The sequence below is a fragment of the Streptococcus infantis genome (assembly GCF_047465185.1).
In the GTDB taxonomy this organism is placed as follows: domain Bacteria; phylum Bacillota; class Bacilli; order Lactobacillales; family Streptococcaceae; genus Streptococcus; species Streptococcus infantis_O.
The window spans coordinates 60,960-82,941 of the sequence record NZ_JASHAJ010000004.1; the positions used below are offsets into that span (position 1 = coordinate 60,960).

A 21,982-nucleotide genomic window follows, 5' to 3' on the forward strand; every position below is an offset into this window, starting at 1 on the left:
TTTTTTTATTTTTAAATTTAAAACAATTTTAGTGATCTACTTTTCAACATAGAAAAGTTAGATAGGGTAGAGAAAGCTTGTTTCTCAGCGTCTCTTATTCTTTAACACCACCGATAGTTAAACCTTTTACAAAGTAGCGTTGGAAGAAAGGATAGAGAATCGCAATCGGAACAGTCGCAACTACAACCATAGCCATACGTCCTGTTTCTTTTGGTAGGGCAACTGCAAGTTGTCCTGACATCCCAACTGACTTAGCAATGTAATCCATGTTGTTTTGAATTTGCATGAGCAAATATTGTAATGGATACAAGTTATCACTCTTGATGTAAAGAAGGGCATTGAACCAGTCGTTCCAGAATCCAAGTGCTGTCAAAAGTGTGATAGTCGCAATCCCTGGAAGAGAGAGTGGTAAACAGATTTGGAAGAAGATCCGAGCCTCGCTGGCACCATCGATACGAGCTGATTCGAGGATTGCTTCTGGGATGGTCTTCTTGAAGAAGGAACGCATCAACATGATGTTGAAAGGTGATAGAAGCATTGGAACAATCAAGGCCCAAATGGTATCACCAAGGTGAAGCAACTGAGTTACCACGATGTAGCCTGGTACCAAACCAGCATTGAACAACATACTAAGAAGAGCGAAGACTGTAAAGAATTTACGATACTTAAATGTTGTACGAGAGATGGCATATGCGTATGTAGTTGTGATAAATACGTTTGTCAACGTTCCAACAACTGTTACGAAGGCTGAGATAAAAAGCGCTTGTAAGATTTTGTCTTTAAACTGAGCCAAGAATTGGAATCCATCTACACCAAACTTGGAAGGGAAGAAACTATATCCATATTGAACAATACTCTTTTCGTCTGTAACTGAAATAATGATTACGAAGATGAAAGGCAAGATACAAGAGAAGGCCAGCAAACCAGATATGATACTAAAGAAGATATCTGCCTTTTTGCTGAAGGAGTGTATGCCAACATTATCAATTTTTTCTTTTTGAATTTTTTTTGCCATATGCTCCTCCTTTCTAGAATAGTGCTGAGTTAGGATCAACACGTCTTGCAAGTAAGTTTGATAGGATAACGAGAATCAAACCGACGACTGACTGATAGAGACCGGCTGCTGAAGCCATACCGATATCTGCTGTCTGAGTCAATCCGTTAAAGACATAGACGTCCAATACGTTTGTTACACTATAGAGCTGACCAGCGTTGTGAGGGATTTGGTAGAAGAGACCGAAGTCTGCACGGAAGATGTTTCCGACTGCAAGGATGGTCAATACTGTCACAAGCGGTGTCAACTGAGGGATGGTTACGTTACGGATACGTTGCCATTTGCTAGCACCGTCCACTGTCGCTGCTTCGTAGTAAGTCGGGTCAATACCCATGATAGTTGCGTAGTACATCACACTACTATATCCAAAGCCTTTCCAGATACCTAGGAAAAGAAGAAGGTAAGGCCAGATACTGACATCAGCGTAGAAGTTAATACCCTTCATTCCAAGGGCTTCTAAGGTGTGGTTGATAAGCCCTTTATCGATGTTTAGGAAAGCATCTGTAAAGAAACTGATGATAACCCAAGATAGGAAGTAAGGGAACAACATAGATGTTTGGTAGATTTTAACCATTTGCTTAGAGCGAAGTTCACTAAGGATAATGGCAATACCAACTGATACAATTAAACCGATAAAGATAAATCCAAGGTTGTAAAGGACAGTGTTTCGAGTGATGACAAAGGCATCCTTGGAACTAAACAAGAATTTAAAGTTATCTAGTCCGACCCATCTACTATTTATAATACTGTGGACGAATCCTTCACCAGTCATATGGTAGTCTTTGAAGGCAACCACATTCCCAAAAACTGGAATGTAGAAGAATAAAATCAACCAAATTGTTCCTGGTAAAACCATTAAGAGAAAAATCCAATTATCTCTTAAAGTTTTTGAAAACTTATTCATAATTTCCTCCCCTTTTATTTTTCTAAAACTTCATAATCTCACATTTTAGTCTTGATAACGTTTACAAAAATAGTATACTCTTATTTTTAGGACAGTTTAAACTACAAATTATAGAAAAAACTCCACAAATTATTTTATGTGGAGAACTTTTTTATATGAGATGTGTGTTTCACGAGAAACACCCTGATTCATGCAGGGTGTTCTAATCTTTATGTTGTATAAATAGTAGATGCTGTCGCAATGGTATGCCACTGATTGGCTGTCGTAGCTGCAAAGTCCTTGTCACCGTAAAAATCATTAAATGGCAAGATCTCTACTTCCAACTCATCGATACGTGAGATAGAACCAGCTAGATAGTCTTCAATACGACTTTCTGCACGCTTGATCCGTTGCAAGAGTCCACCCATACGGATATCTACTGTATCCAAACCAAAGACCTTGTTTTCTTTCAACCATTGCTGGCTAAAGAGCTTGTGGAAGGTTTCAATCTGGCTTCTTAATTTTGGTAATTCTTCCCTAGCAATTTGTTGCAAGCTCTCTTTATCACCTTTTTGATAGGCTTGACGAATGCGTCGGCCCACATCCACCTTGCCACTTAAAATAGCATTCAACTGGGCCTGAGTTTCGAAAAGATAGGCGTAGACTCCAGCTTTTTCTTTAATGTCAGAAAGAGTCTCAGCTGCCTGGGCAAAGTGAGGCTTGTCCTGTTCAGGAGTCATGTGCTTATCAAGAATTGGGCAGAGAACATCCTGGTAAAAGACATAGCGGTTGGGGTTGATCCCGCTGAGATTGTCTGGTAGATCTGGCAAGAGGTTGGCCAAATCAAGCTGCATAAAGTCCTCAACGGATAGACCTGTATTGGTCTTGAAGTGAGCAGACAAATGCTCTAAATCATTTCGGTAGCTGAGTTCTGCCCAGATTTGCAAGCTTGGCAGAATAGAGAACTGAGCTGTTTCACCACCATTATCTCCCCAACCAGTCACAATGACTTCCTTGATCTGATTAGCACGGCAGGCTTTGTTAGCTTCGACAGCGATCAGATGACTGAAATGGTTGTGTGGTGTAAAACCAATCCACTTCCAAGCACCACCTGCAAAGGCAATATCCTGGCTAATCTTGTGGTGATTACCGAAGTTACGATTGTATTTTTCTTCGCTATCCTGATAATAATCCCAGTAAACCAAGGTCACACGGTCTTTTAGACGGTCAAGATAAACGCGTGTTTCCTCTGGGATTTCGACATCACGGTCGTACTGGCCATCTGCTGACATGAGTTTGAAGAACATATCGCTCCACATCTGGCAGTGGAAACCATACTTGTCTGCAATATCCAGCACGCGCTCCAAATGTTGGCACATGAGGAGGCTACGGTCCACAACACCGTTTAAGATGAGATAGCGTCCCAAACCAACCAAGTGGGCTTCGTCCATGCCGATATTGACCTTGCGTGTTTGTAGTTTAGACAAAGTAGCAAACATACCGTCAATCAGATCGTAGACTTTTTCTTCACCGATGAGGAGAATATCCTCTACATCGCGGAGTTGCTGGACTTCTTTAACACCCCATTTGACAAAGGCAGATAAGTGAGCCAAGGTCTGGATGCATGGGACAAAGGTCATGTCAAACTGCTGGGCGTATGCTTCAATTTCCTGTAACTCTTCAGCTGAATACGCTCCACGGAAATAACCAAAGTAAGGTTGCCCCTCAATCTGATAGGTGTCTTCCATATAGAGCTCAAAGGTTGAATAACCCATGAGAGCCAAGACTTCAATCATCTGTTTGGCAGATGCGACATTTATCACGGCATTTCGCGAACAGTCCGCCATATAGGCTAAATCTTCATAGGCCGCCTGCTCTTCAATCTCTACCTTGTCCCCTTCTGCTAAAGCTGTTGCTAGCACAGATAAAGCACGGTAGAGTTGATGAGGTTTACGGTAGGTCAGTTGATACTGCCCCTTATCACCCTTGATAGAGATAGAAGCTTGGTCAGATTGAGCGACTGCCACCTCTACATCTGATAGAGAAATGTGACTTTTTAATACTTCGATAGCTTGCGCTTGTTTGGAACTAAGTCCTGTAAAACTTACCATTGGTTTTCCTCCTGTAACCAGTTGACAAGGGCACCGTAGAGATTGGCATCTGCCTGATAGGTGCAAGCTTGGATCACTGGCGCAATTGTATATTCTTCATATCTTTCCACAAAGGTGTCTACTGCTTTTTGCACCCCTTTGATAAAATCTGGGTTCTGACTGATAGAGCCACCTAGGCTAATCACATCTGGATCAATCAGGTACTGGATATTGAGCAGTCCTTGAGCTAGATTACGATTCATCCGCTCAATAGCTTCCTGGCAAAGAGTATTGCCGGCTGCCGCCTCTTGGTAAACCTTTCGGCCATCCCAGTCTGACTGACCTGATTTTTCAATTACGTAGCGAACCATGTTTCCTGTAGAAGCTAGTTGTGACCAGTTATTGAGTTTTTCTGCTGGTTCGATAGTAGTCATGTAACCAAACTCTCCACCCAAGCCATGGCGACCACGGTGAATTTTGCCATTGATAATCATGGCCCCGCCAATCCCTGTGCCAATGACAACACAAGCTGCATTTTCAATCTCAGGATGAGCCAGCAGTTCACTAAGTCCAACACAGTTGGCATCATTTTCTAGATGGACAGGGAGTTGGTGATGAGCAAGGGTCTCATACCATGAAAAACCATGGATATAAGGAATGGCACTAATTCCCTCAATCACACCTGTTTCTTGATTGACCGCTCCTGGAACACTCATAGCAATCCCACGATAGTCCTGTTCTGATAAGCATTGGTCCAACCAAGCCAACAAATCTTCTAGAGTTTCTGGAGTTGGGGTGCTGGTCTTATCTAAAATCTTTCCATCAGGAGTTAGACTAGCAAACTTAATGCCAGTCCCTCCGATATCAATCGTTGCAATGGTCATTGCTTTCACCTGCAAAAAGGAGCGAATCAGCAGTTGTTTCTTACTTTTTCGCTCCTCCTTTCTGTTTATGTTTACTTTTTGAAATTAAATTTCTTCTTTTTGAATGAGTTCTGTACGAATTTCCTGTGGTGCCAATAGTCCTGAATGGACTGGGTATGGGCGTTCCAACAAGTCAAGAATGGTTTGTTGTTTTTCAGACACACTGATATTTTCTTGACTCATATTGTAGTAACGGAGGACATAACCTTCTTCATTCTCAGCTACCTTAAAGGCTGTTGGGCAGACTTGTGGCAAGTTCAGTGCCGGATGGTTAAAGAGGCTACCCGTTGCTGCAACGCTACCCTCTTGTTTTGCAACTTGAAGAGCTGTAAATGGCACCTGGAAGGCTTTGGCACGACGGAAAGCTGAGAAGCGTTCCCCTGCTTGGTGACATTCTACTGCAAATTCAACTTCGATATCACGCAAGCACTGAGCTTCCGGAGTTGGGAAGTAGCCCCAGTCACCTAGCTCACCAGAAGCACGGAGAAGGGTTACAGCCATGGTGTCGTCTCCAAGGATTTCGTATTCGTGCAATCCTTTATTGGATACGGTCACTCCTTTAACATCATCATACAAGCTAACAAAAGCTTGTTGGTGTTGTGGATTTTCAGGATTTTCCCAAGAAGCTGCCGGTTTATTTGGTCTTGTCACAACTTCATAAATGCTTTCAGAATCATTGCTTGGACGAGTGTTATGAGTTTTGACCAAGAGACGGATGCGGTGGTCTTTGGCTGTATTGGTAAAGCGAGTTTTAAAACGAATCTGTGGATTGTCCACAAAGACAGTCATTTCTGTTTCAAGAGGAATGGTTGTCAACTCTTCTGAACGACCTGCATCTCGTTTCATGAACTCGATGATACCTCTTTGTTCTGCATCCAATTTTTCATCTGCGCTAACTGGGATAGTCAAGTCATGTTTGAGCAAGATTTTGGCATAGCGAGCATTGTTTTCTAAGACTTCATAACCTTTCAGCTGAGCGTAGATTGGCTCAGTTCCTTTCGGCTGGAAGTAAATGTACTCGTTACCAATATCTCCACGGTCCTCGAATTGGATGAAATCTTCGTAGGCTTCGTTAGTAGTCTTGTCGTAGAGTGTAATTCCTTCATCTACACTCACTGTTACGAATGGTGTATCAATGACTCCATTTTGGTAAATACCATCTCTGTATTCTACTTGACCTTCGACCAATTGGAAGCTTGCCCAAGAAAGCGGAGCAAGGTGGACTGGGATTGTCACGCGCACTTGGCGTGCAATATATGGTTGGCGGAATTTATCCTTAGGCAAAGTATAGCCAAAACTTGCTCCCAAGTCTTCAATCTTGGCTTCAAGGACATGGCCATCCAAATCTTCAACATGGTAATCTGGCAAGGTCACGGCTGCCATCTTCTTGTAACCTTCAGTCGGATGCAATTCTTTAAAATCACAAGTCACAACATCCACTACAACACTAACTGTATCAACCTTGTCATGTAAAGTTGTGTTGACAACGGTAAAGGGGTGATCGCTCTCAGCATTTTGAGTAGCTAATTTAGCCTTCCATTCGTTAAGAAGATTACTCTTAACAAAATTCCCGACTTGATTAACCTTTGCAAAACGAGTTTCCATTTCACGGTGAACTTCGTCAATACTACAGCCGCAGATACTATCGTGCGGTGCATTTTGCAGAAGTACTTTCCAAGCATAGGTCAATTGATCCTTGTGGTTATGTCCACCAGTGATAATGGTTAATGGTTCCACGACCTGCTCTAACAAGTTGCTATTTTCTTGGAAGGCTTGTTTGAGGTAAACGCGTGAAGAAGAAGTATTGGCAAGAGTGTACCAGCCATCCGTTTCCTGGCTAGTCAACTCACCTGTGACCGTTGATAATTGTTCAGGAAGGGCACTTTCCAGTGCTTGGACATATTCGTCAAATGAGCTATGAATAAAGGTCACGTCAGGGAAGAGTTCGTTTGCCACGCGAATGGCTTCGCTCAGATTTCTCTGAACAGGCTGGTGGTCACAGCCGTTCATCATCAACCATTGGTTGGTCGATGCATAATCACGGACGTCTGCTAATTTTTGCTTCCAGAAAGTCAAGGCTTCGTCTTTATCCACTGGAATTTCATTCCCGTTACTGTACCAGTTAGCAAAAAGAATGCCGAGTACACGGCTACCATCAACCCCTTTCCAGTACATCTCAGAAAATTGAGAGGTAAACTGTTCATCTTCAAGGACTTGATTGTCAAATCCGATTGGCTTGACACCGCGACCAAAGGCTGCTACGTGAATCCCTGATTTTTGAAGGATTTGAGGAGCCTGCCCCATATTTCCAAAGGTATCTGGGAAGTAACCAATTTGAGTAGATTTGCCCCATTTAGCACATTCAGCTTGGCCAATCAAGGTATTGCGGACATTGGCTTCACTTGAAATCAGGTAATCATCCTGCAAGATGTAGAATGGTCCAATCTTGAGCTTGCCTTCGTCGATATAACGCTGCACCTTGTCACGGTTTTCAGGACGAATTTCTAAATAGTCATCGAGGACGATGGTTTGTCCATCCAGGTGGAAACTCTTGAACTCAGGATCATTTTCAAAAAGATCAAAAAGATTGTCAAAAAGTTCCACCAATTGCATCCGGTGACTTTCAAAAGGTAGATACCACTCACGATCCCAGTGACTGTGAGAGATGATATGTACAACAACATTTTCCATGAGTAAAACCTCATTCTAACTTAAATTTAAAAATAGATTTGTGATTCTTTACAAGAATCTGTTGAGCGATAGCTCATTAACGAATATCCAAGTAATCCAAGACCAATTCGCAGAACATCATGTTGGCCCATGAGAACCATTCACGAGAGTAGAGAGTCGGATCGTCTACGTGGAAGCTTTCGTGCATGACACCTGTTCCACCATCGCAGGCAACGAGTTGATCTAGCAAATGTTTTTTCTCCGCCTTATCCGTCGTTGTCAATCCTTGGATAGATAGAGCAATCGGCCAGATATAGCGGTAGAAGGTATGTGAACTTCCGAGTCCACTAGCGTATTCTCCTTGGTAGAAGTATGGATTTTCAGGGCTCAGAATAGTGCGACGAGTGGCTTGATACACTTCGTCATTGACATCACAGTAACCAAGATATGGAGCAGCCAACAAACTTGGCACGTTAGGATCGTCCATGATGCTAGCATTTCCTAGACCGTCTACCTCAAAGGCATAAATCTTTTCACCCTTACTATTTGTAGTGTAGGCGTAATTTTCGATCCCTTCTTGAATCTCAGTTTGGAGGCGTTTGGCATCAGCAATAATACTTTCGCTATCGGCTAGAGTCAATTCTGCAAAGATTTCTTGGACATAACCCAAGACAACCACTGCAAACATATTCGACGGAATCAAGTAGCTATACTGACAGCAGTCATCACTTGGACGGAAGGCTGACCAGGTCATTCCTGTCACGGCAAAGTCAGGACCAAATCCATCATTTACCAAGGTATCCTCCTTGCGATCAGTGTCACGAACGAAACGGTATGGTGAATTATTGTGATCTTGCTCCACCGTCCAAAGATGAAGGATTTCCTTGGCCGCGGTGACAAAGATTTCATCAAATTGACTCGTCTCACCAGTTTCCTTCCAAAGGAGATAAGCCAATTGCAAGGGATAGCAAAGCGAATCCACTTCATACTTACGTTCCCAAATCCAGCCATTGAGGTCTGTATGGTCTGTCTCGTGATGACCCTTCCAGTTCTCCTCAATATTGAAAGAGTTGGCATAGGGATCCTTGAGAATCAAAGCCATCTGGCGTTTAACCAAGCCAGCAATGGTCTGGCGCAAACGAGGGTCTCTTTTTGCCACATGAAGGTATGGTCTAAGCTGAGCAGTCGAGTCCCGAAGCCACATAGCTGGAATATCCCCGGTTAGCACAAAGGTCGAGCCGTCTTCTAAGATTTCAACTGTATTGTCTAAAGTGTCTGTGTAGCAACGTTCAAAGACATCCACCCATTCCGGATGATCTTTAGCACGCTCCGCTACCTCATCTAGCCACTCTCTAACAATTTCTTTTGAATAAACCATAAACTATTTTGCCTCTTTCAAACAAATTTTCATTTTCAGTATATAGCTTTTAGTCCAGAAAATATATACACAAATGTTAGTCATTATTCTACAAAATTGTTATATTTGAAAGTCATTTTCTAAAAGTCTCCTTTTTCTGATATAATGTAAAAAACTAACTAAGGAACCACTATGAAACCTATACTTGAAACCATTGATACGCGTTTTGGAACAGCCAGTAAACATGCATTTTCACGAGGAAACACCCTACCTTACACTGGAGTGCCTTTTGGCATGAATTACTTTGTTCCACAAACTAGTGATCAGGAAGGATCTTGGTTTTTTGATCCCCATCTTCCCATATTTCAGGGTGTTCGACTGACCCACCAGCCTAGTCCTTGGATTGGAGATTATTCTTGGTTACTACTGACTCCTGTTACAGGAGAAATCAGCGGTGACACGCTCTTCCATCGTCAGTCTTCCTATAACTTGGAGCGTGCCATTTTCAATCCCCATTATCTCAGAACTTTTTCTGAACGTTACCAGATTGAAACCCAGCTCACACCGACTTGCTATGGAGCCTCTATTCAACTAAGACAAACACAAGGAAAAGCCCTGTCCCTCTATCTTCACGCCGCAGATGAACTGACAGTAGAACAAGTGGATAAGAAAACTCTGGCCCTGAGGCAAGAAGGTGAAACTGAAACCAATAAAAACCCCCTCGTCATGTTCACGGCCCTCTCATTCTCTAAGGATATTGAATCTATCAATCAAGAGGGGCAAGACTGGCGTATTGACTTGGCTGGAGCGGAAGCTCAAGTTCAACTGGCAACTTCTTTTATTTCCAAAGAACAAGCTCTCTTTAATCTTCCTAAACAGAATTTTGAAGAGACGAAAACAAACGCCAAAGAAAGTTGGGAAGACCTTCTAGGTCGTTTTGATGTCGTAGAAACCGGCTCAGTAGACCGAACATTTTTTGACCACTGCCTCTACAGGCTTTTCCTCTTCCCGCAAACATTTTATGAGGTGAATGAGCAGGGCGAGAATATTCATATGGGCCTTGCTTCAGGAACTATCAAGCCTGGTCTGCTCTATACTAATAATGGTTTTTGGGATACCTTCCGCACTTCTTTCCCACTCTTTGCCTTGATTATTCCGGAATACTATCACCAATTTCTTGAGGGTTTCCTTAATAGCTACCGCGACACTGGCTATCTCCCTAAGTGGCTTGCTCCTGACGAACGAGGAATGATGCCTGGTACTTTGATTGATGGTCTTATTGCAGATAGCGCTTGTAAAGGCATGGCACCTGAACTTGAAGAAGAATTTCTCAAAGCCATGATTGAAACTGCGACCAAGGCAGATCCAAAAGCTGTCAACGGGCGACACGGTCTTGCTCAATACCAAGAACTTGGCTACCTATCCACAGATTATCATGAAAGTGTCAGTCATACACTGGACTATGCTTATAGTGATTTTTGCATCTCTACCTGCGCAGCAAAATTGGGTCAAGAAGAACTAGCACAAACTTATTCCCAATATTCTAAGAATTATCAAAATCTATTTGACCCTGAAACAGGCTACATGAGGGCGCGTGATGTAGATGGCAACTTCCGTCCTGACTTTTCTCCTTATAGTTGGGGTCGTGACTACGCTGAGTGTTCAGCCGTTCAAGCCAGTCTCGGTGTCTTACATGATATTTCTGGACTTAGCCAACTAATGGGAGGAAAAGAAGCCTTTAGCAACTATCTTTTGAAAACTTGTCAAAGTCTCCCTCTCTTTGAAACGACCGGCTATGGTTATGAAATCCATGAAATGAGCGAAATGGCAACAGCGCCATTTGGTCAACTAGCCATTTCAAACCAACCAAGTTTCCACATCCCTTACCTTTTCCGCTACAGTAATTATTCTCAATATACCAGTCTCTTAATCAAGACCCTTCGTCAAAAAGCCTTTCGATCTGGCTGGGATGCTTATCCAGGAGACGAGGATAACGGTAGTCTATCAGCTTGGTATGTCTGGTCTGCTCTTGGGCTTTACCCAACCTGTCCAGGAAAAGCAAACTATGACCTTGGAATTCCACTCTTTGACCACCTTCGTGTCTATCTTGCAGAAAAAGAGCAGTGGTTGGATATTCGTACTCAGCAAAATCATGAACACTTCTATTTTGTAAAAGACTGCCGACTGGATGGGAAAGAAAAACAAAGCATCAGCCATCAGGAACTGCTCAATGCCAAGACTCTTGACTTTGCCCTCAGCTGGTTGCTAAAGCATTAATAACCTAACCCCTTTGTCAGACGCAAAGGGGTTTTCTTATCCATATAAAGTTATCCACAAACTGTGAATAACCTTCAAACTTTCTTCGGAAAATATTTTCAAGATTTTCCAAAATATCTTTCCAATCCAAGTTCATAGGATGTGCAAGAGAATAAAGTCTATAAACCTTGTCCTAACAAGGTTTATAGAAGATTGATTTGTTTCCTATTCTATAAATTTCGTCTCTCTTTTTCCTATTAAAATTATAAAGAGACAGTTGTTGTTGATACCTTGAGTTATCCACAAGTTGTGGATAATCTTTTTCTCAACCAACAAGGCCTATTCCCTATCTGTTAGTTATCCTTTACATTTTTTATAGTAAATTTCAAATTTTGTTAGGCGCTTTCAAAAAAACATGATAAACTGAAATTATCAGAAAAGGAGACATTATGAAAAAAGATCAACACCAACTTAATTGGCTGATGGTTTCTCTGATCGCTTTCAACATGGTTTGGGGGCTAGGAAACGTCGTCAACAACTATTCTCAACAGGGAATTTCAGTCGTCGTATCTTGGGTTTTAATCCTCGCACTCTACTTTATCCCTTATTCCCTCATTGTCGGACAACTAGGCTCTACCTTTAAGGAAAGCGGAAGTGGTGTTAGTGACTGGGTTGAAAAAACATCAACCAAACGTCTAGCCTACTTTGCCGCTTGGACCTACTGGGTTGTGCATATCCCTTACCTCGCACAAAAACCTCAAGGAATTCTAATTCCGCTTGGTTGGGCCTTACAAGGTAACGGACAATTTCTTAAACAAATCGACATCCACTGGATCGTTATTCTCTGCTTGCTAATTTTTGGACTTTTCCTCTACCTTTCTACAAAAGGATTGGCAACTCTAAAAGTCATTGGTAGCTTGGCAGGAAGTGCTATGTTGGTTATGTCTCTACTCTTCGTGCTTTTGGCTGTCGGTCTGCCTTTCATTAAACCAGACATCCAGTTTGCGACACCACACATGGATCAACTAAGCACCTACATTCCAAACTTTGATTTTTCTTATTTTACAACAATCTCACTACTAGTCTTTGCAGTTGGTGGTTGTGAAAAAATTTCCCCATATGTCAATCAAACCCGCAACCCTGCAAAAGAATTTCCAAAAGGTATGATTGTAATGGCCATCATGGTCGGTCTCTCTGCTATCCTCGGATCAGTTGCAATGGGAATGCTATTTGATGGCAATAATATCCCTGAAGACCTCATGCGTAATGGTGCTTATCAAGCCTTCCAAATGTTAGGAAATTCTTGGGGAGTTGGAAACCTCTTTGTCGTGATCTACGCTCTTACAAATATGGTCGGACAAATCGCGGCGCTTGCTTTCTCTATTGACGCACCATTACAAATCCTTCTCAATAACGCTGATGAAAACTACATCCCAAGCTGGCTTCGAAAACGTACTGAAAAAGGTGTCCTCATTAACGGCTACCTCCTTACAGGCGTCCTCGTTAGTCTCATCATCATCCTTCCAATTTTTGGTATTCAAGAAATTGATGGACTTGTAAAATGGATGACCAACCTCAATTCTATCGTGATGCCGATGCGTTACCTCTGGGTATTCCTTGCCTATATGATGCTCAATCGCGCTTGGAAGACATACAAAAATGCCGAATACAAGTTTGTGAACAATCCTAAACTTGGCTTTATTATCGGTACTTGGTGCTTCCTCTTTACAGCCTTTGCTTGTATCCTAGGTATGGTTCCAAAAATTAGCTATGCTGAAAATCCAACTGCTTGGCAATTCTCTCTTCTTACAAACATCTTAACACCAATTATTCTGATTGGATTAGGTGTGATTCTACCAGTACTTGCCAAAAAAGAACAAAAGAAACAAAGCAAATAAATTCTACTATTAGCTAGATAGTTTCGCTTTTGTCTTTTCCTGAAAGAAAAATCCCCTTTGAACCATATTGTTCAAGGGGATTTTTTTGTTTGATAATCTATTTTCTACTTAGCTTCGTACCAAGTTACACCTTCATTTTCGTCAGCAATCAGTGGCACACTGAGTTGAATGGCTTCTTCCATAGTTTGTTTGACAAGATTTTTAATAACTATCAATTCTGACTTAGGCACCTCAAGAACAATTTCATCGTGTACTTGTAACAGCATCTTGGTTTGATAACCACCTGCTAGCAAGGCTTTATCTAGCTGAATCATAGCGATTTTGAGAATATCTGCAGCCGATCCTTGGATAGGTGAGTTGATAGCTGTACGCTCTGCAAAACCACGAATGTTAAAGTTACGCGAATTGATATCTGGCAACTCACGACGACGTTTGAAGAGAGTCTCTACATAACCCTTATCACGCGCCTCACGAACGACTTCATCCATGTAATTTTTGATACCAGGGAAGCGTTCAAAGTAAGTGTCAATGTATGCTTTAGCCTCTTTACGGCTGATACCTAGGTTATTGGATAAACCAAAGTCTGAAATTCCGTAAACCACTCCAAAGTTGACAGCCTTGGCATTACGACGGTCGTTTGGAGTCACATCCTCGGGACGCTCAATTCCAAAAACCCGCATAGCTGTTGAGGTATGGATGTCAGCCCCCTCTTGAAAGGCCTTGATTAAGTGCTCATCTTTAGAGATATGGGCTAAAACTCGCAACTCAATCTGTGAATAGTCCGAACTGAGAAGGACACTATCTTCCCACTCTGGTACAAAAGCCTTACGAATGAGGCGACCTTGTTCCAACCGAACAGGAATATTTTGCAAGTTTGGATCGACACTAGACAAACGCCCTGTCTGAGTCAAATCCTGTACATAGCGCGTGTGAATCTTGCCATCAGCTAAAATCCAGTCCTGTAAACCAATCACATAAGTAGATTGAATCTTAGCAATCTGACGGTAATCAAGAATTTTCTTGACAATTGGTGCAATAGGAGCTAGACGCTCCAAGACATCTACTGCTGTCGAGTAACCGGTCTTGGTTTTCTTAGTATATTCTAGAGGAAGACCTAACTTTTCAAAGAGTAGTTCTCCTAATTGCTTGGGTGAATTGATATTAAACTCTTCACCAGCCAGCTCATAAATTTCTTGCGTCAGTTTTTCAATGACCCGCTCATTTTCAGCTTGCATCTCCATTAAGGTTTCTTTTTTAACCTTAATCCCAGCGATTTCCATCTTAGCAAGGACAAAGGCCAGAGGTTGCTCCATGTCATAGAGGAGGTCTAGTTGCCCGTTTTCACTTAATTTCTCAAGTAAGACAGGCTCCGTCTCAACCAATACAGCAACCTTACGAGCCAAGTGTTCCAAGAATTTCTCTCGCTCTGGGATAGCTTTTTTGACACCTTTACCGTAGAAGGTTTCATCATCGACTAGGTAAGTTTGGCCATAAAGACTAGCAATGGTTGAAATTTCATTGTTCTCTACTGTCGATAGAAGATATTTGGCTAAACGACTGTCAAAAGCAGGGGCCTGCAAAGTCAAACTAAAACGATTTAAGAGAACTTTTGCTTTCTTAAAATCATACACTTTTAGAGGTGTTTTTTCTAGAAAATCTTTAAAAATCGGATTCTGCAGCAGTTCCAACTTATCTGTAGCGTAGAGCTGATCCCCACATGACCATGCAAAACCAATCAATTCATCTGTATGGTAGTTTTCCCCAAAGAGCTCAAAGTGAAAAATGGAGTCGGCGCTAAGCATATCTTCGCTCACTTTATCAACCATAGTAAAGTTCAATGCTTCAGTTTGATTGGTCTGAGAAGCATTCAAGGCCTGTTTCAGTTGTTTGAAGCCCATCTCATCGTAGAATTTACCTAAACTTTCTACATTTGGACCACTATAAACCAAGTCATCTAGACCTATCTCAATTGGCGCCTTGGTATCAATAGTTGCCAGTGTTTTAGACAAAAAGGCCTGTTCCTTGTCATTTACGAGATTTTTCTTCATCTTGGAAGCCTTCATGCCATCGATATTTTCATAAATACCTTCGAGTGAGCCGTGTTCTAACAAGAGCTTAATACCAGTCTTTTCACCAATCTTGGTCACCCCAGGGATATTATCAGACTTATCCCCCATAAGGGCCTTAAGATCAATAAACTGAGCTGGTGTGAGGCCCATCTTTTCCATGAGATACTCTGGGGTAAAGGCCTCAAACTCGGCGACACCTTTCTTAGAAATCTCAACTACCGTATGTTCATCCGTCAACTGAATTAAGTCTTTATCTCCACTGACGATTGTTACATCAAAAGATTCCTTTTCAGCCAAGCGACCAAGAGTTCCAATGATATCATCCGCCTCATACTGAGCCAACTCATAGTGGCGAATTCCAAGATGGTCTAGCAACTCACGAATGAAGGGGAATTGCTCCCGAAACTCATCTGGTGTCTTAGCACGACCGCCCTTATAGTCTGCATACATCTCTGTACGGAAAGTCGTCTTCCCTGCATCAAAAGCAACCAAAATATGGCTTGGCTGAACACGTTCCAATAGGTGATTTAGCATCAGGTGAAAACCGTAGATTGCATTGGTATGTAGGCCATTGTCATTTTTAAAACGATCCAGCTGCTGGTAAAGTGCAAAAAATGCTCGGAAAGCAACTGAAGATCCATCAATCAATAATAATTTTTTCTTGTCCATACACCCATTATAAAGGAAAGCAGGGAAAAATACCATTGCCAAGAGTTAGATTATCGGTCAAGGCTTATTGGGATGTTTTTTCAACTCGCGCACCATTGCTATCAACTTGGAAACCATCGATAGTCGTATCTACTGCCAATTCTCCAGATGCGTTCACGTAATAATATTTCCCTGAAACCTGGAACCACTGACTAGCTTTCATAGCACCCGAGCTTTCGAGATAATACCAAATACCCTTATCCTTCAACCATCCTGTCTGCATTTCTCCAGATGATTTCAAGTAGTACCACTTGGAACCGTCTTTTAGCCAACCTGTTCTCATTGAACCATTAGTTTGGAAATAGTACCAACTGCCGTTTATCTTTTTCCATCCAAGTGCGACTTTGCCATGTTCATAGTAGTACCAGATTGTTCCCTGTTTTTCCCATCCATTCTTCGAGGTTACTGTTTTAATTAAGGGGATATAACGTCTGTTCCCACTTCTTGAAATATAACTAATCCATCTATAGCCATCCTTTTCAAGAGTTTGATCATAATGAACACTCATTCCAGGTTCGTAGTAATCGATAATAGTAGATGTCAATGATGGCTGATTCATAATAGCTGCCTTTTCTGTAAAGTAATGAGTTCCACTAGAAGCTAGTACAGATTGATAATTTCCTACACTAGCATTCCCCACATCTTTAAAATGAATGAAACCAGTCATAGAGCTTGCTTTTACTATTCTACGATAATACGTTTCTGTATAATCGTAATTGTACTCCTCGATTTCAACCATGTCTCCAATCACGTTAGAAACCCAAGCTACGTGGCCATGTGTTCCCCTCGTGCTCCAAGCAATAGCTCCAATCGCTGGTCTCTGATCTACACGATATCCTTCTTTTTGAGCTCGGTATCCCCATTCCTTCGCATGCCCATAAGCAGCTGGTAGTTCAAATCCATTGACACTACTTAAACGAAAGGCAGCGAAAGATGTACACTGTCTGGAGTATAGACGCCATTTATCAATTTCTTGACTTCCATTTTTATAATAATAGGGGTAATCATCTCCTCGTGCCAGCGAGCCATTGTTTGCCTGATTGGCATGAACAGCTCCTCCACCAAACAAAAAAGCACCTGCTAACAGTAGGGAAGCTGTCCCCACTGTCGTTCTCTTAAGAAGAGTTCCCTTTTTACTATATGTCATTCATTCTCCTTCGAATAGATAAATTTTTGAGGTTGACCTCATTTATATCATTCGAAAGAAAAAGAAAAAAGTGAGAAAACTCCCACTTTCAAGCTTAATCCAAATAGTGAATCAAATTCTTTTCCGTTAAAATATCAGAATACGTGAAGGATTCAACATAGACGTTGGCCTGTTTGTCCCCTTCAATATCCCCAAATTCAACGATAAAGAGTGATGGATAAACTTCAATAAGTCTTCCCAAGCGATTCTTTTGACGTTTACGACCATTTTCCAAGGTCATCTCCACGACTTGTCCTTCATGTGCCTTGATTTCTTCCTTGATTTTTTTCATCTTGGCTACATCTGTAAATGCATCTGTCATCTTTGTTCCTCTCTCTTCGAAATGCTTGAGAATTTGTTATATTCTTTTTGGAAAATCAATTCTACCGTTCCACGTGCACCGCTACGGTTTTTCTCGATAATCACTTCTACCTTGTTATTAGGAAGACCTTCCTCTTCTTCCCCACCACGCTCGTAATAGTCATCACGATAGAGAAAGGCGACGATATCCGCATCCTGCTCGATAGATCCCGACTCACGAATATCTGATAGTACAGGCCTTTTATCTTGACGTTGTTCAACACTACGTGACAACTGACTTAGCGCGATAACGGGAACCTTCAATTCCTTGGCCAGAATTTTCAACTGACGTGAAATCTCTGAAACCTCTTGTTGACGATTTTCACGACCAGTCCCTGTAATTAGCTGCAGGTAGTCAATCAAGATCAATCCAAGATTGCCTGTTTCCTGAGCCAATTTTCTGGCGCGTGATCGAATCTCTGTAATTCGGATTCCAGGTGTATCGTCAATATAGATGCTTGCTTTAGCAAGATTCCCCTGAGCAATCGTATATTTGCGCCATTCTTCTTCAGTCAGTTGTCCTGTACGGATAGAATGAGACTCTACTAGCCCTTCGGCAGCCAACATACGGTCGACCAAACTCTCGGCCCCCATCTCGAGAGAGAAAATTGCAACGGTCTTGTCTAGCTTAGTTCCAATGTTTTGAGCAATATTTAAAGCAAAGGCCGTCTTACCAACAGCAGGACGAGCCGCTATAATAATCAACTCTTCCTCGTGTAAACCGGTAGTCATATGATCCAAGTCTTGATAACCGGTCGCAATTCCTGTAATATCGGATGTTTGTTGGGAGCGAGTTTCCAAATTTCCAAAGTTTAGGTTTAGGATATCACGAATATTTCTAAACCCACTACGATTGGCATTTTCGCTAACATCAATCAAGCCCTTTTCTGCCTGAGCAATAATTTCATCCACAGGACTAGACGCTTCATAAGCTTGATTGACAGATTCTGTCAACTTAGCAATCAGGCGACGAAGCATAGCCTTCTCTGCTACAATCTTTGCATAGTACTCAGCGTTAGCAGAGGTCGGTACAGAGTTGATAATTTCAACAAGGTAGGATAGCCCACCAATATTTTGCAAGTCACCTTGATTGTCTAAAATCGTACGAACAGTTGTTGCATCAATAGCTTCGCCACGATCTGACAAATCAACCATGGCCTGAAAAATCAAACGGTGAGCATACTTAAAGAAGTCTCGAGAGTCAATATATTCTCGAACAAACACGAGTTTACTCTCATCGATAAATATAGCTCCCAATACTGATTGTTCTGCCAAGATATCCTGGGGCTGAACTCGTAGTTCCTCTACTTCTGCCATCAGATTTCCCTTCCTTTTACAAAATCATTACTCAAATCTAGATTAGCCTTCTTTTACACGAAGATTGATGACACCAGTTACATCCTGATAAATTTTTACAGGAACATCAATCAAGCCAACCGCACGAATTGGAGATTGGACTTGAATATGGCGTTTATCAATTTTAATTCCAAATTGTTTTTGAAGCTCTTCCGCAATTTTCTTGCTAGTAATTGAACCAAAAGTTCTTCCATCTGGACCAACTTTTTCAACAAACTCAACAATTGTTTCTTCAGCTTCAAGTTTTGCCTTAATTTCTTGTGCTTCTGCAAGAAGTTGAGCATGTGCTTTTTCTTCAGATTTTTGCTTACCACGCAACTCGCCAATTGCTTGGGAAGTCGCTTCTTTAGCAAGATTTTTCTTAATCAAAAAGTTTTGTGCATAACCTGTTGGAACTTCCTTGATTTCGCCTTTTTTTCCTTTTCCTTTTACATCTGCTAAAAAGATTACTTTCATTCCTCTGTCTCCTTTTCACTAAGTTCATTAGAAATAATGGTTTTCAATTTATCACCTGCTTCTTGCAGACTCATATCTGTAAGTCGAGCAGCTGCCAGGTTGAAGTGGCCTCCACCACCCAATTCTTCCATAATCCGTTGCACATTAATCTTACTACGACTTCGTGCAGAAATGGAAATATCCCCTTGGCGGTTTTTTGCAATGACAAAACTAGCTTCAATACCTGACATGGCCAGCATCGTATCGGCTGCCTTACTAATCACTACAGTATCATATTCCTTAGTATCCTTGGCCTGAGCGACAAGAATAGAAGGTTGTACAGCCTGTCCTTGTAAGATGAGTTCATTCACCAATCGATACTCTTCAAAGTCAGTCGCCGCAAGTTCCTGAATTACAACACTATCACTTCCACGTGTTCTTAGATAGCTCGCTACGTCAAATGTTCGGCTAGTCACACGAGAGGTGAAATTCTTGGTATCTAGCATCATACCGCCCATCAGAACACTTGCTTGAATACGACTCAATCGTGATTTCTTAGAGTTTTGGAATTGGATTAACTCTGTTACAAGCTCACTCGCGCTACTTGCTCCACTCTCTATATAGGTAATAACCGCATTATCTGGGAAATCTTGATCTCGTCTATGGTGGTCAATAACAATCGTTTGTGTGAACAAATCATAAAACTCTTTTGACAAGGTTAAAGCTGTCTTAGAGTGGTCCACCATCACTAGCAAGGAACGATTAGTGACCATTCCCATAGCTTGAGTTAGAGGGATGAGTTTTGTTACTCCCTCATTCTCTAAAAATTGAATGGCACGATGAATGTCCGGAGACATTTGTTCTGCATCATAGACCACATAACTATCATCCAAGACGTTACTCGAGAACAATTGCATACCAACAGCAGAGCCTAAAGCATCCATGTCTAAGTTTTTATGACCAACCACGAAGACATGGTCAACGCTTCTCAACTTTTCAGAGATTGCCGTCATCATTGCTCTTGTACGTGTTCTTGTTCGCTTAATAGAAGCTGCAGAACCACCACCAAAATAAATTGGATTTTTCGTCTCATCATTTTCTTTTACAACGACCTGGTCTCCCCCTCGAACTTCTGCAAGGTTGAGATTTGATAAAGCAACTTTACCAATACCCTCATGATCGCCATCACCGTATGACAAGCCCATACTCATGGTTAAGGCTAAATCTCTCTGCTTAGCTTCTTCACGGAAGGTATCAATTACAGAAAATTTATCCTGCATCAATTGCTCTAATACCGTATAGTCGGTAAATAAGTAAAAACGATCCATGGTCACTCTACGAGAAAACATCTGATATTTTCCAGTAAATTCTGATACAAAATTTGCGACAAAACTATTAATATGACTGATGTCTGATTCAGATGTTTCGTCCTCTAAATCATCATAATTATCTACCGAAATAATACCAATAACAGGGCGACTTGTAACCAATTCTACTGTGGCTTCGTACTCTCCAGAAACGTCAAAAAAGTAGAGCACGCCAGAATTTCTATCTAGATGCACTGCATAACGTTTTTCCCCCACATTTGCATAAATTCCAGGCGAAGATATGGATGTTTTTATAATTTCTTGAAGTTGAGGAAGGTCAATTTCTCCATCTTCCGTTGTCAACATTAATTCAGCGTAGGGATTGAACCACTCAATCTCACTACTTTCCATGTTTATCTTGACAACTCCAACAGGCATCTGTTCTAAAAGTGAACTTAAACTATCTTCCGCCTGATGATTTACGTACTGAATTTGTTCAATTTCTGTTTTCTGATAAGATTTCTTCTGAAAATAAAATAGCAAAAGAAATGCCACCATCAAGAAAAATAAGCATGCTATTGTGACTATGTTATTTTGTAGAAAAATAACTAATACAGTCATGATTATAAAGGCAACCCCAGCAAATAAGTATATAAAAAAGGGATTCATTTCATTTTTTTTCATTATAAACCTCTTGCGCAATATTATACCATATTTGCACTAAAAAAGCGACCTTTAAAGAAGGAATAGCACTTGTGCTCAGATGTAGTGCACATGAATACAAAAGGTGGTTTACACTAGTGTAAACCACCTTTTTAATCTAACCATACTAAGAATTATGATTCTTTTACTTCAAGAAGACCAATGTCTCCATCTTCGCGTCGATAAATGACATTCGTTGTTTCATCTTCAACATCAATGTAAATGAAGAAATCATGGCCCAATAGGTCCATTTGAAGAAGTGCTTCTTCAAGATCCATTGGTTTTAAATCAATTTGTTTTGAACGAACAACTTTAGGTTGAGCTGCATCTGCCTCTTCAACCAAAGCATCTGTAAATAATTGGCTAGTAGAAACTTTGTTTCTGTTTTTGCGTTCAATTTTAGTCTTATTCTTACGGATTTGACGCTCAATCTTATCTGTCACCAAATCAATAGATCCATACATATCTTGAGAAACGTCTTCTGCACGAAGGGTAATAGATCCAAGTGGAATCGTTACTTCTACCTTAGCAGTCTTTTCACGATATACTTTCAAGTTTACACGTGCATCTAGTTCTTGATCTGCTTGGAAGTATTTTTCGATCTTTTCGAGTTTAGAAACTACATAATCACGAATTGCTTCTGTTACTTCTAGGTTTTCACCACGGATACTATATTTAATCATATAAGTACCTTCTTTCTAAACATATTTGTTTTTCTATATTTATTA

General features: G+C 41.2%; 15 protein-coding genes. 2 read left to right on the top strand and 13 right to left on the bottom strand.

Annotated features, from left to right (window positions below; genetic code table 11):
• Window positions 1-94: 94 nt before the first annotated feature.
• The 6 genes from QM382_RS08245 to QM382_RS08270 all read right to left on the bottom strand — a co-directional run bounded on the left by QM382_RS08245 (window position 95) and on the right by QM382_RS08270 (window position 8,998).
• Window positions 95-1,015 carry a carbohydrate ABC transporter permease gene (locus QM382_RS08245; protein ID WP_414272978.1) on the bottom strand — a complete coding sequence of 307 codons (921 nt, stop codon included), beginning with the start codon at window positions 1,013-1,015 and terminating at the stop codon, window positions 95-97.
• A 13-nt stretch (window positions 1,016-1,028) separates the two neighbouring features.
• Window positions 1,029-1,958: an ABC transporter permease gene (locus tag QM382_RS08250; RefSeq protein ID WP_036756348.1), complete on the bottom strand. Its 930-nt coding sequence runs from the start codon at window positions 1,956-1,958 to the stop codon at window positions 1,029-1,031.
• 209 nt (window positions 1,959-2,167) lie between these two features.
• Window positions 2,168-4,048 carry a beta-N-acetylhexosaminidase gene (locus QM382_RS08255; protein ID WP_414272979.1) on the bottom strand — a complete coding sequence of 627 codons (1,881 nt, stop codon included), beginning with the start codon at window positions 4,046-4,048 and terminating at the stop codon, window positions 2,168-2,170.
• Complete coding sequence (locus tag QM382_RS08260) at window positions 4,042-4,911, bottom strand: ROK family protein (RefSeq protein ID WP_414272980.1); 870 nt, start codon at window positions 4,909-4,911, stop codon at window positions 4,042-4,044. Before QM382_RS08260 ends, QM382_RS08255 begins: the two co-directional genes overlap by 7 nt.
• 84 nt (window positions 4,912-4,995) lie before the next feature.
• The gene (locus tag QM382_RS08265; protein WP_414272981.1) at window positions 4,996-7,641 is read right to left on the bottom strand and encodes an alpha-mannosidase; all 2,646 of its coding nucleotides are present in this window, start codon (window positions 7,639-7,641) and stop codon (window positions 4,996-4,998) included.
• 76 nt (window positions 7,642-7,717) lie between these two features.
• On the bottom strand, window positions 7,718-8,998 hold the full coding sequence (locus QM382_RS08270) for a glycoside hydrolase family 125 protein (RefSeq protein ID WP_178895602.1): 1,281 nt from the start codon (window positions 8,996-8,998) through the stop codon (window positions 7,718-7,720).
• Window positions 8,999-9,169: 171 nt separating this feature from the next.
• On the opposite strand from QM382_RS08270, the gene QM382_RS08275 reads away from it, so the two are divergent.
• Complete coding sequence (locus tag QM382_RS08275; RefSeq protein ID WP_414272982.1) at window positions 9,170-11,254, top strand: GH92 family glycosyl hydrolase; 2,085 nt, start codon at window positions 9,170-9,172, stop codon at window positions 11,252-11,254.
• 428 nt (window positions 11,255-11,682) lie between these two features.
• Window positions 11,683-13,131, top strand: coding sequence for an APC family permease (locus QM382_RS08280; protein ID WP_414272983.1), 1,449 nt, complete (start codon window positions 11,683-11,685; stop codon window positions 13,129-13,131).
• 104 nt (window positions 13,132-13,235) lie between these two features.
• On the opposite strand, the gene polA is transcribed toward QM382_RS08280, so the two are convergent.
• From polA to hpf, 7 genes are all read right to left on the bottom strand, one after another.
• Window positions 13,236-15,869, bottom strand: a complete 2,634-nt coding sequence (polA, locus tag QM382_RS08285; RefSeq protein ID WP_414272984.1) for a DNA polymerase I — start codon at window positions 15,867-15,869, stop codon at window positions 13,236-13,238.
• Between the two features lie 64 nt (window positions 15,870-15,933).
• Window positions 15,934-17,055 carry an SH3 domain-containing protein gene (locus QM382_RS08290; protein WP_414272985.1) on the bottom strand — a complete coding sequence of 374 codons (1,122 nt, stop codon included), beginning with the start codon at window positions 17,053-17,055 and terminating at the stop codon, window positions 15,934-15,936.
• A 94-nt stretch (window positions 17,056-17,149) separates the two neighbouring features.
• On the bottom strand, window positions 17,150-17,416 hold the full coding sequence (locus QM382_RS08295; RefSeq protein ID WP_414272986.1) for a Veg family protein: 267 nt from the start codon (window positions 17,414-17,416) through the stop codon (window positions 17,150-17,152).
• Entirely contained in the window at window positions 17,413-18,771 is a 1,359-nt protein-coding gene (gene dnaB / locus QM382_RS08300) for a replicative DNA helicase (RefSeq protein WP_414272987.1), read from the bottom strand. The genes QM382_RS08295 and dnaB overlap by 4 nt, the downstream gene beginning before the upstream one ends.
• Before the next feature lie 42 nt (window positions 18,772-18,813).
• A complete protein-coding gene (gene rplI, locus QM382_RS08305; RefSeq protein ID WP_016466507.1) occupies window positions 18,814-19,266 on the bottom strand; it encodes a 50S ribosomal protein L9 in 453 nt (150 codons plus the stop codon).
• Window positions 19,263-21,236 (bottom strand): DHH family phosphoesterase, encoded by a 1,974-nt coding sequence (locus QM382_RS08310; RefSeq protein ID WP_414272988.1) that lies wholly within the window; start codon window positions 21,234-21,236, stop codon window positions 19,263-19,265. Before QM382_RS08310 ends, rplI begins: the two co-directional genes overlap by 4 nt.
• A 152-nt stretch (window positions 21,237-21,388) precedes the next feature.
• Complete coding sequence (gene hpf, locus QM382_RS08315) at window positions 21,389-21,937, bottom strand: ribosome hibernation-promoting factor, HPF/YfiA family (protein ID WP_263394181.1); 549 nt, start codon at window positions 21,935-21,937, stop codon at window positions 21,389-21,391.
• Window positions 21,938-21,982: the final 45 nt, after the last annotated feature.

Coding starts and splice junctions, on each gene's coding strand:
- QM382_RS08245 (WP_414272978.1), bottom strand. CDS start 1,015: ATGGCAAAAAAAATTCAAAAAGAAAAAATTGATAATGTTGGCATACAC.
- QM382_RS08250 (WP_036756348.1), bottom strand. CDS start 1,958: ATGAATAAGTTTTCAAAAACTTTAAGAGATAATTGGATTTTTCTCTTA.
- QM382_RS08255 (WP_414272979.1), bottom strand. CDS start 4,048: ATGGTAAGTTTTACAGGACTTAGTTCCAAACAAGCGCAAGCTATCGAA.
- QM382_RS08260 (WP_414272980.1), bottom strand. CDS start 4,911: ATGACCATTGCAACGATTGATATCGGAGGGACTGGCATTAAGTTTGCT.
- QM382_RS08265 (WP_414272981.1), bottom strand. CDS start 7,641: ATGGAAAATGTTGTTGTACATATCATCTCTCACAGTCACTGGGATCGT.
- QM382_RS08270 (WP_178895602.1), bottom strand. CDS start 8,998: ATGGTTTATTCAAAAGAAATTGTTAGAGAGTGGCTAGATGAGGTAGCG.
- QM382_RS08275 (WP_414272982.1), top strand. CDS start 9,170: ATGAAACCTATACTTGAAACCATTGATACGCGTTTTGGAACAGCCAGT.
- QM382_RS08280 (WP_414272983.1), top strand. CDS start 11,683: ATGAAAAAAGATCAACACCAACTTAATTGGCTGATGGTTTCTCTGATC.
- polA (WP_414272984.1), bottom strand. CDS start 15,869: ATGGACAAGAAAAAATTATTATTGATTGATGGATCTTCAGTTGCTTTC.
- QM382_RS08290 (WP_414272985.1), bottom strand. CDS start 17,055: ATGACATATAGTAAAAAGGGAACTCTTCTTAAGAGAACGACAGTGGGG.
- QM382_RS08295 (WP_414272986.1), bottom strand. CDS start 17,416: ATGACAGATGCATTTACAGATGTAGCCAAGATGAAAAAAATCAAGGAA.
- dnaB (WP_414272987.1), bottom strand. CDS start 18,771: ATGGCAGAAGTAGAGGAACTACGAGTTCAGCCCCAGGATATCTTGGCA.
- rplI (WP_016466507.1), bottom strand. CDS start 19,266: ATGAAAGTAATCTTTTTAGCAGATGTAAAAGGAAAAGGAAAAAAAGGC.
- QM382_RS08310 (WP_414272988.1), bottom strand. CDS start 21,236: ATGAAAAAAAATGAAATGAATCCCTTTTTTATATACTTATTTGCTGGG.
- hpf (WP_263394181.1), bottom strand. CDS start 21,937: ATGATTAAATATAGTATCCGTGGTGAAAACCTAGAAGTAACAGAAGCA.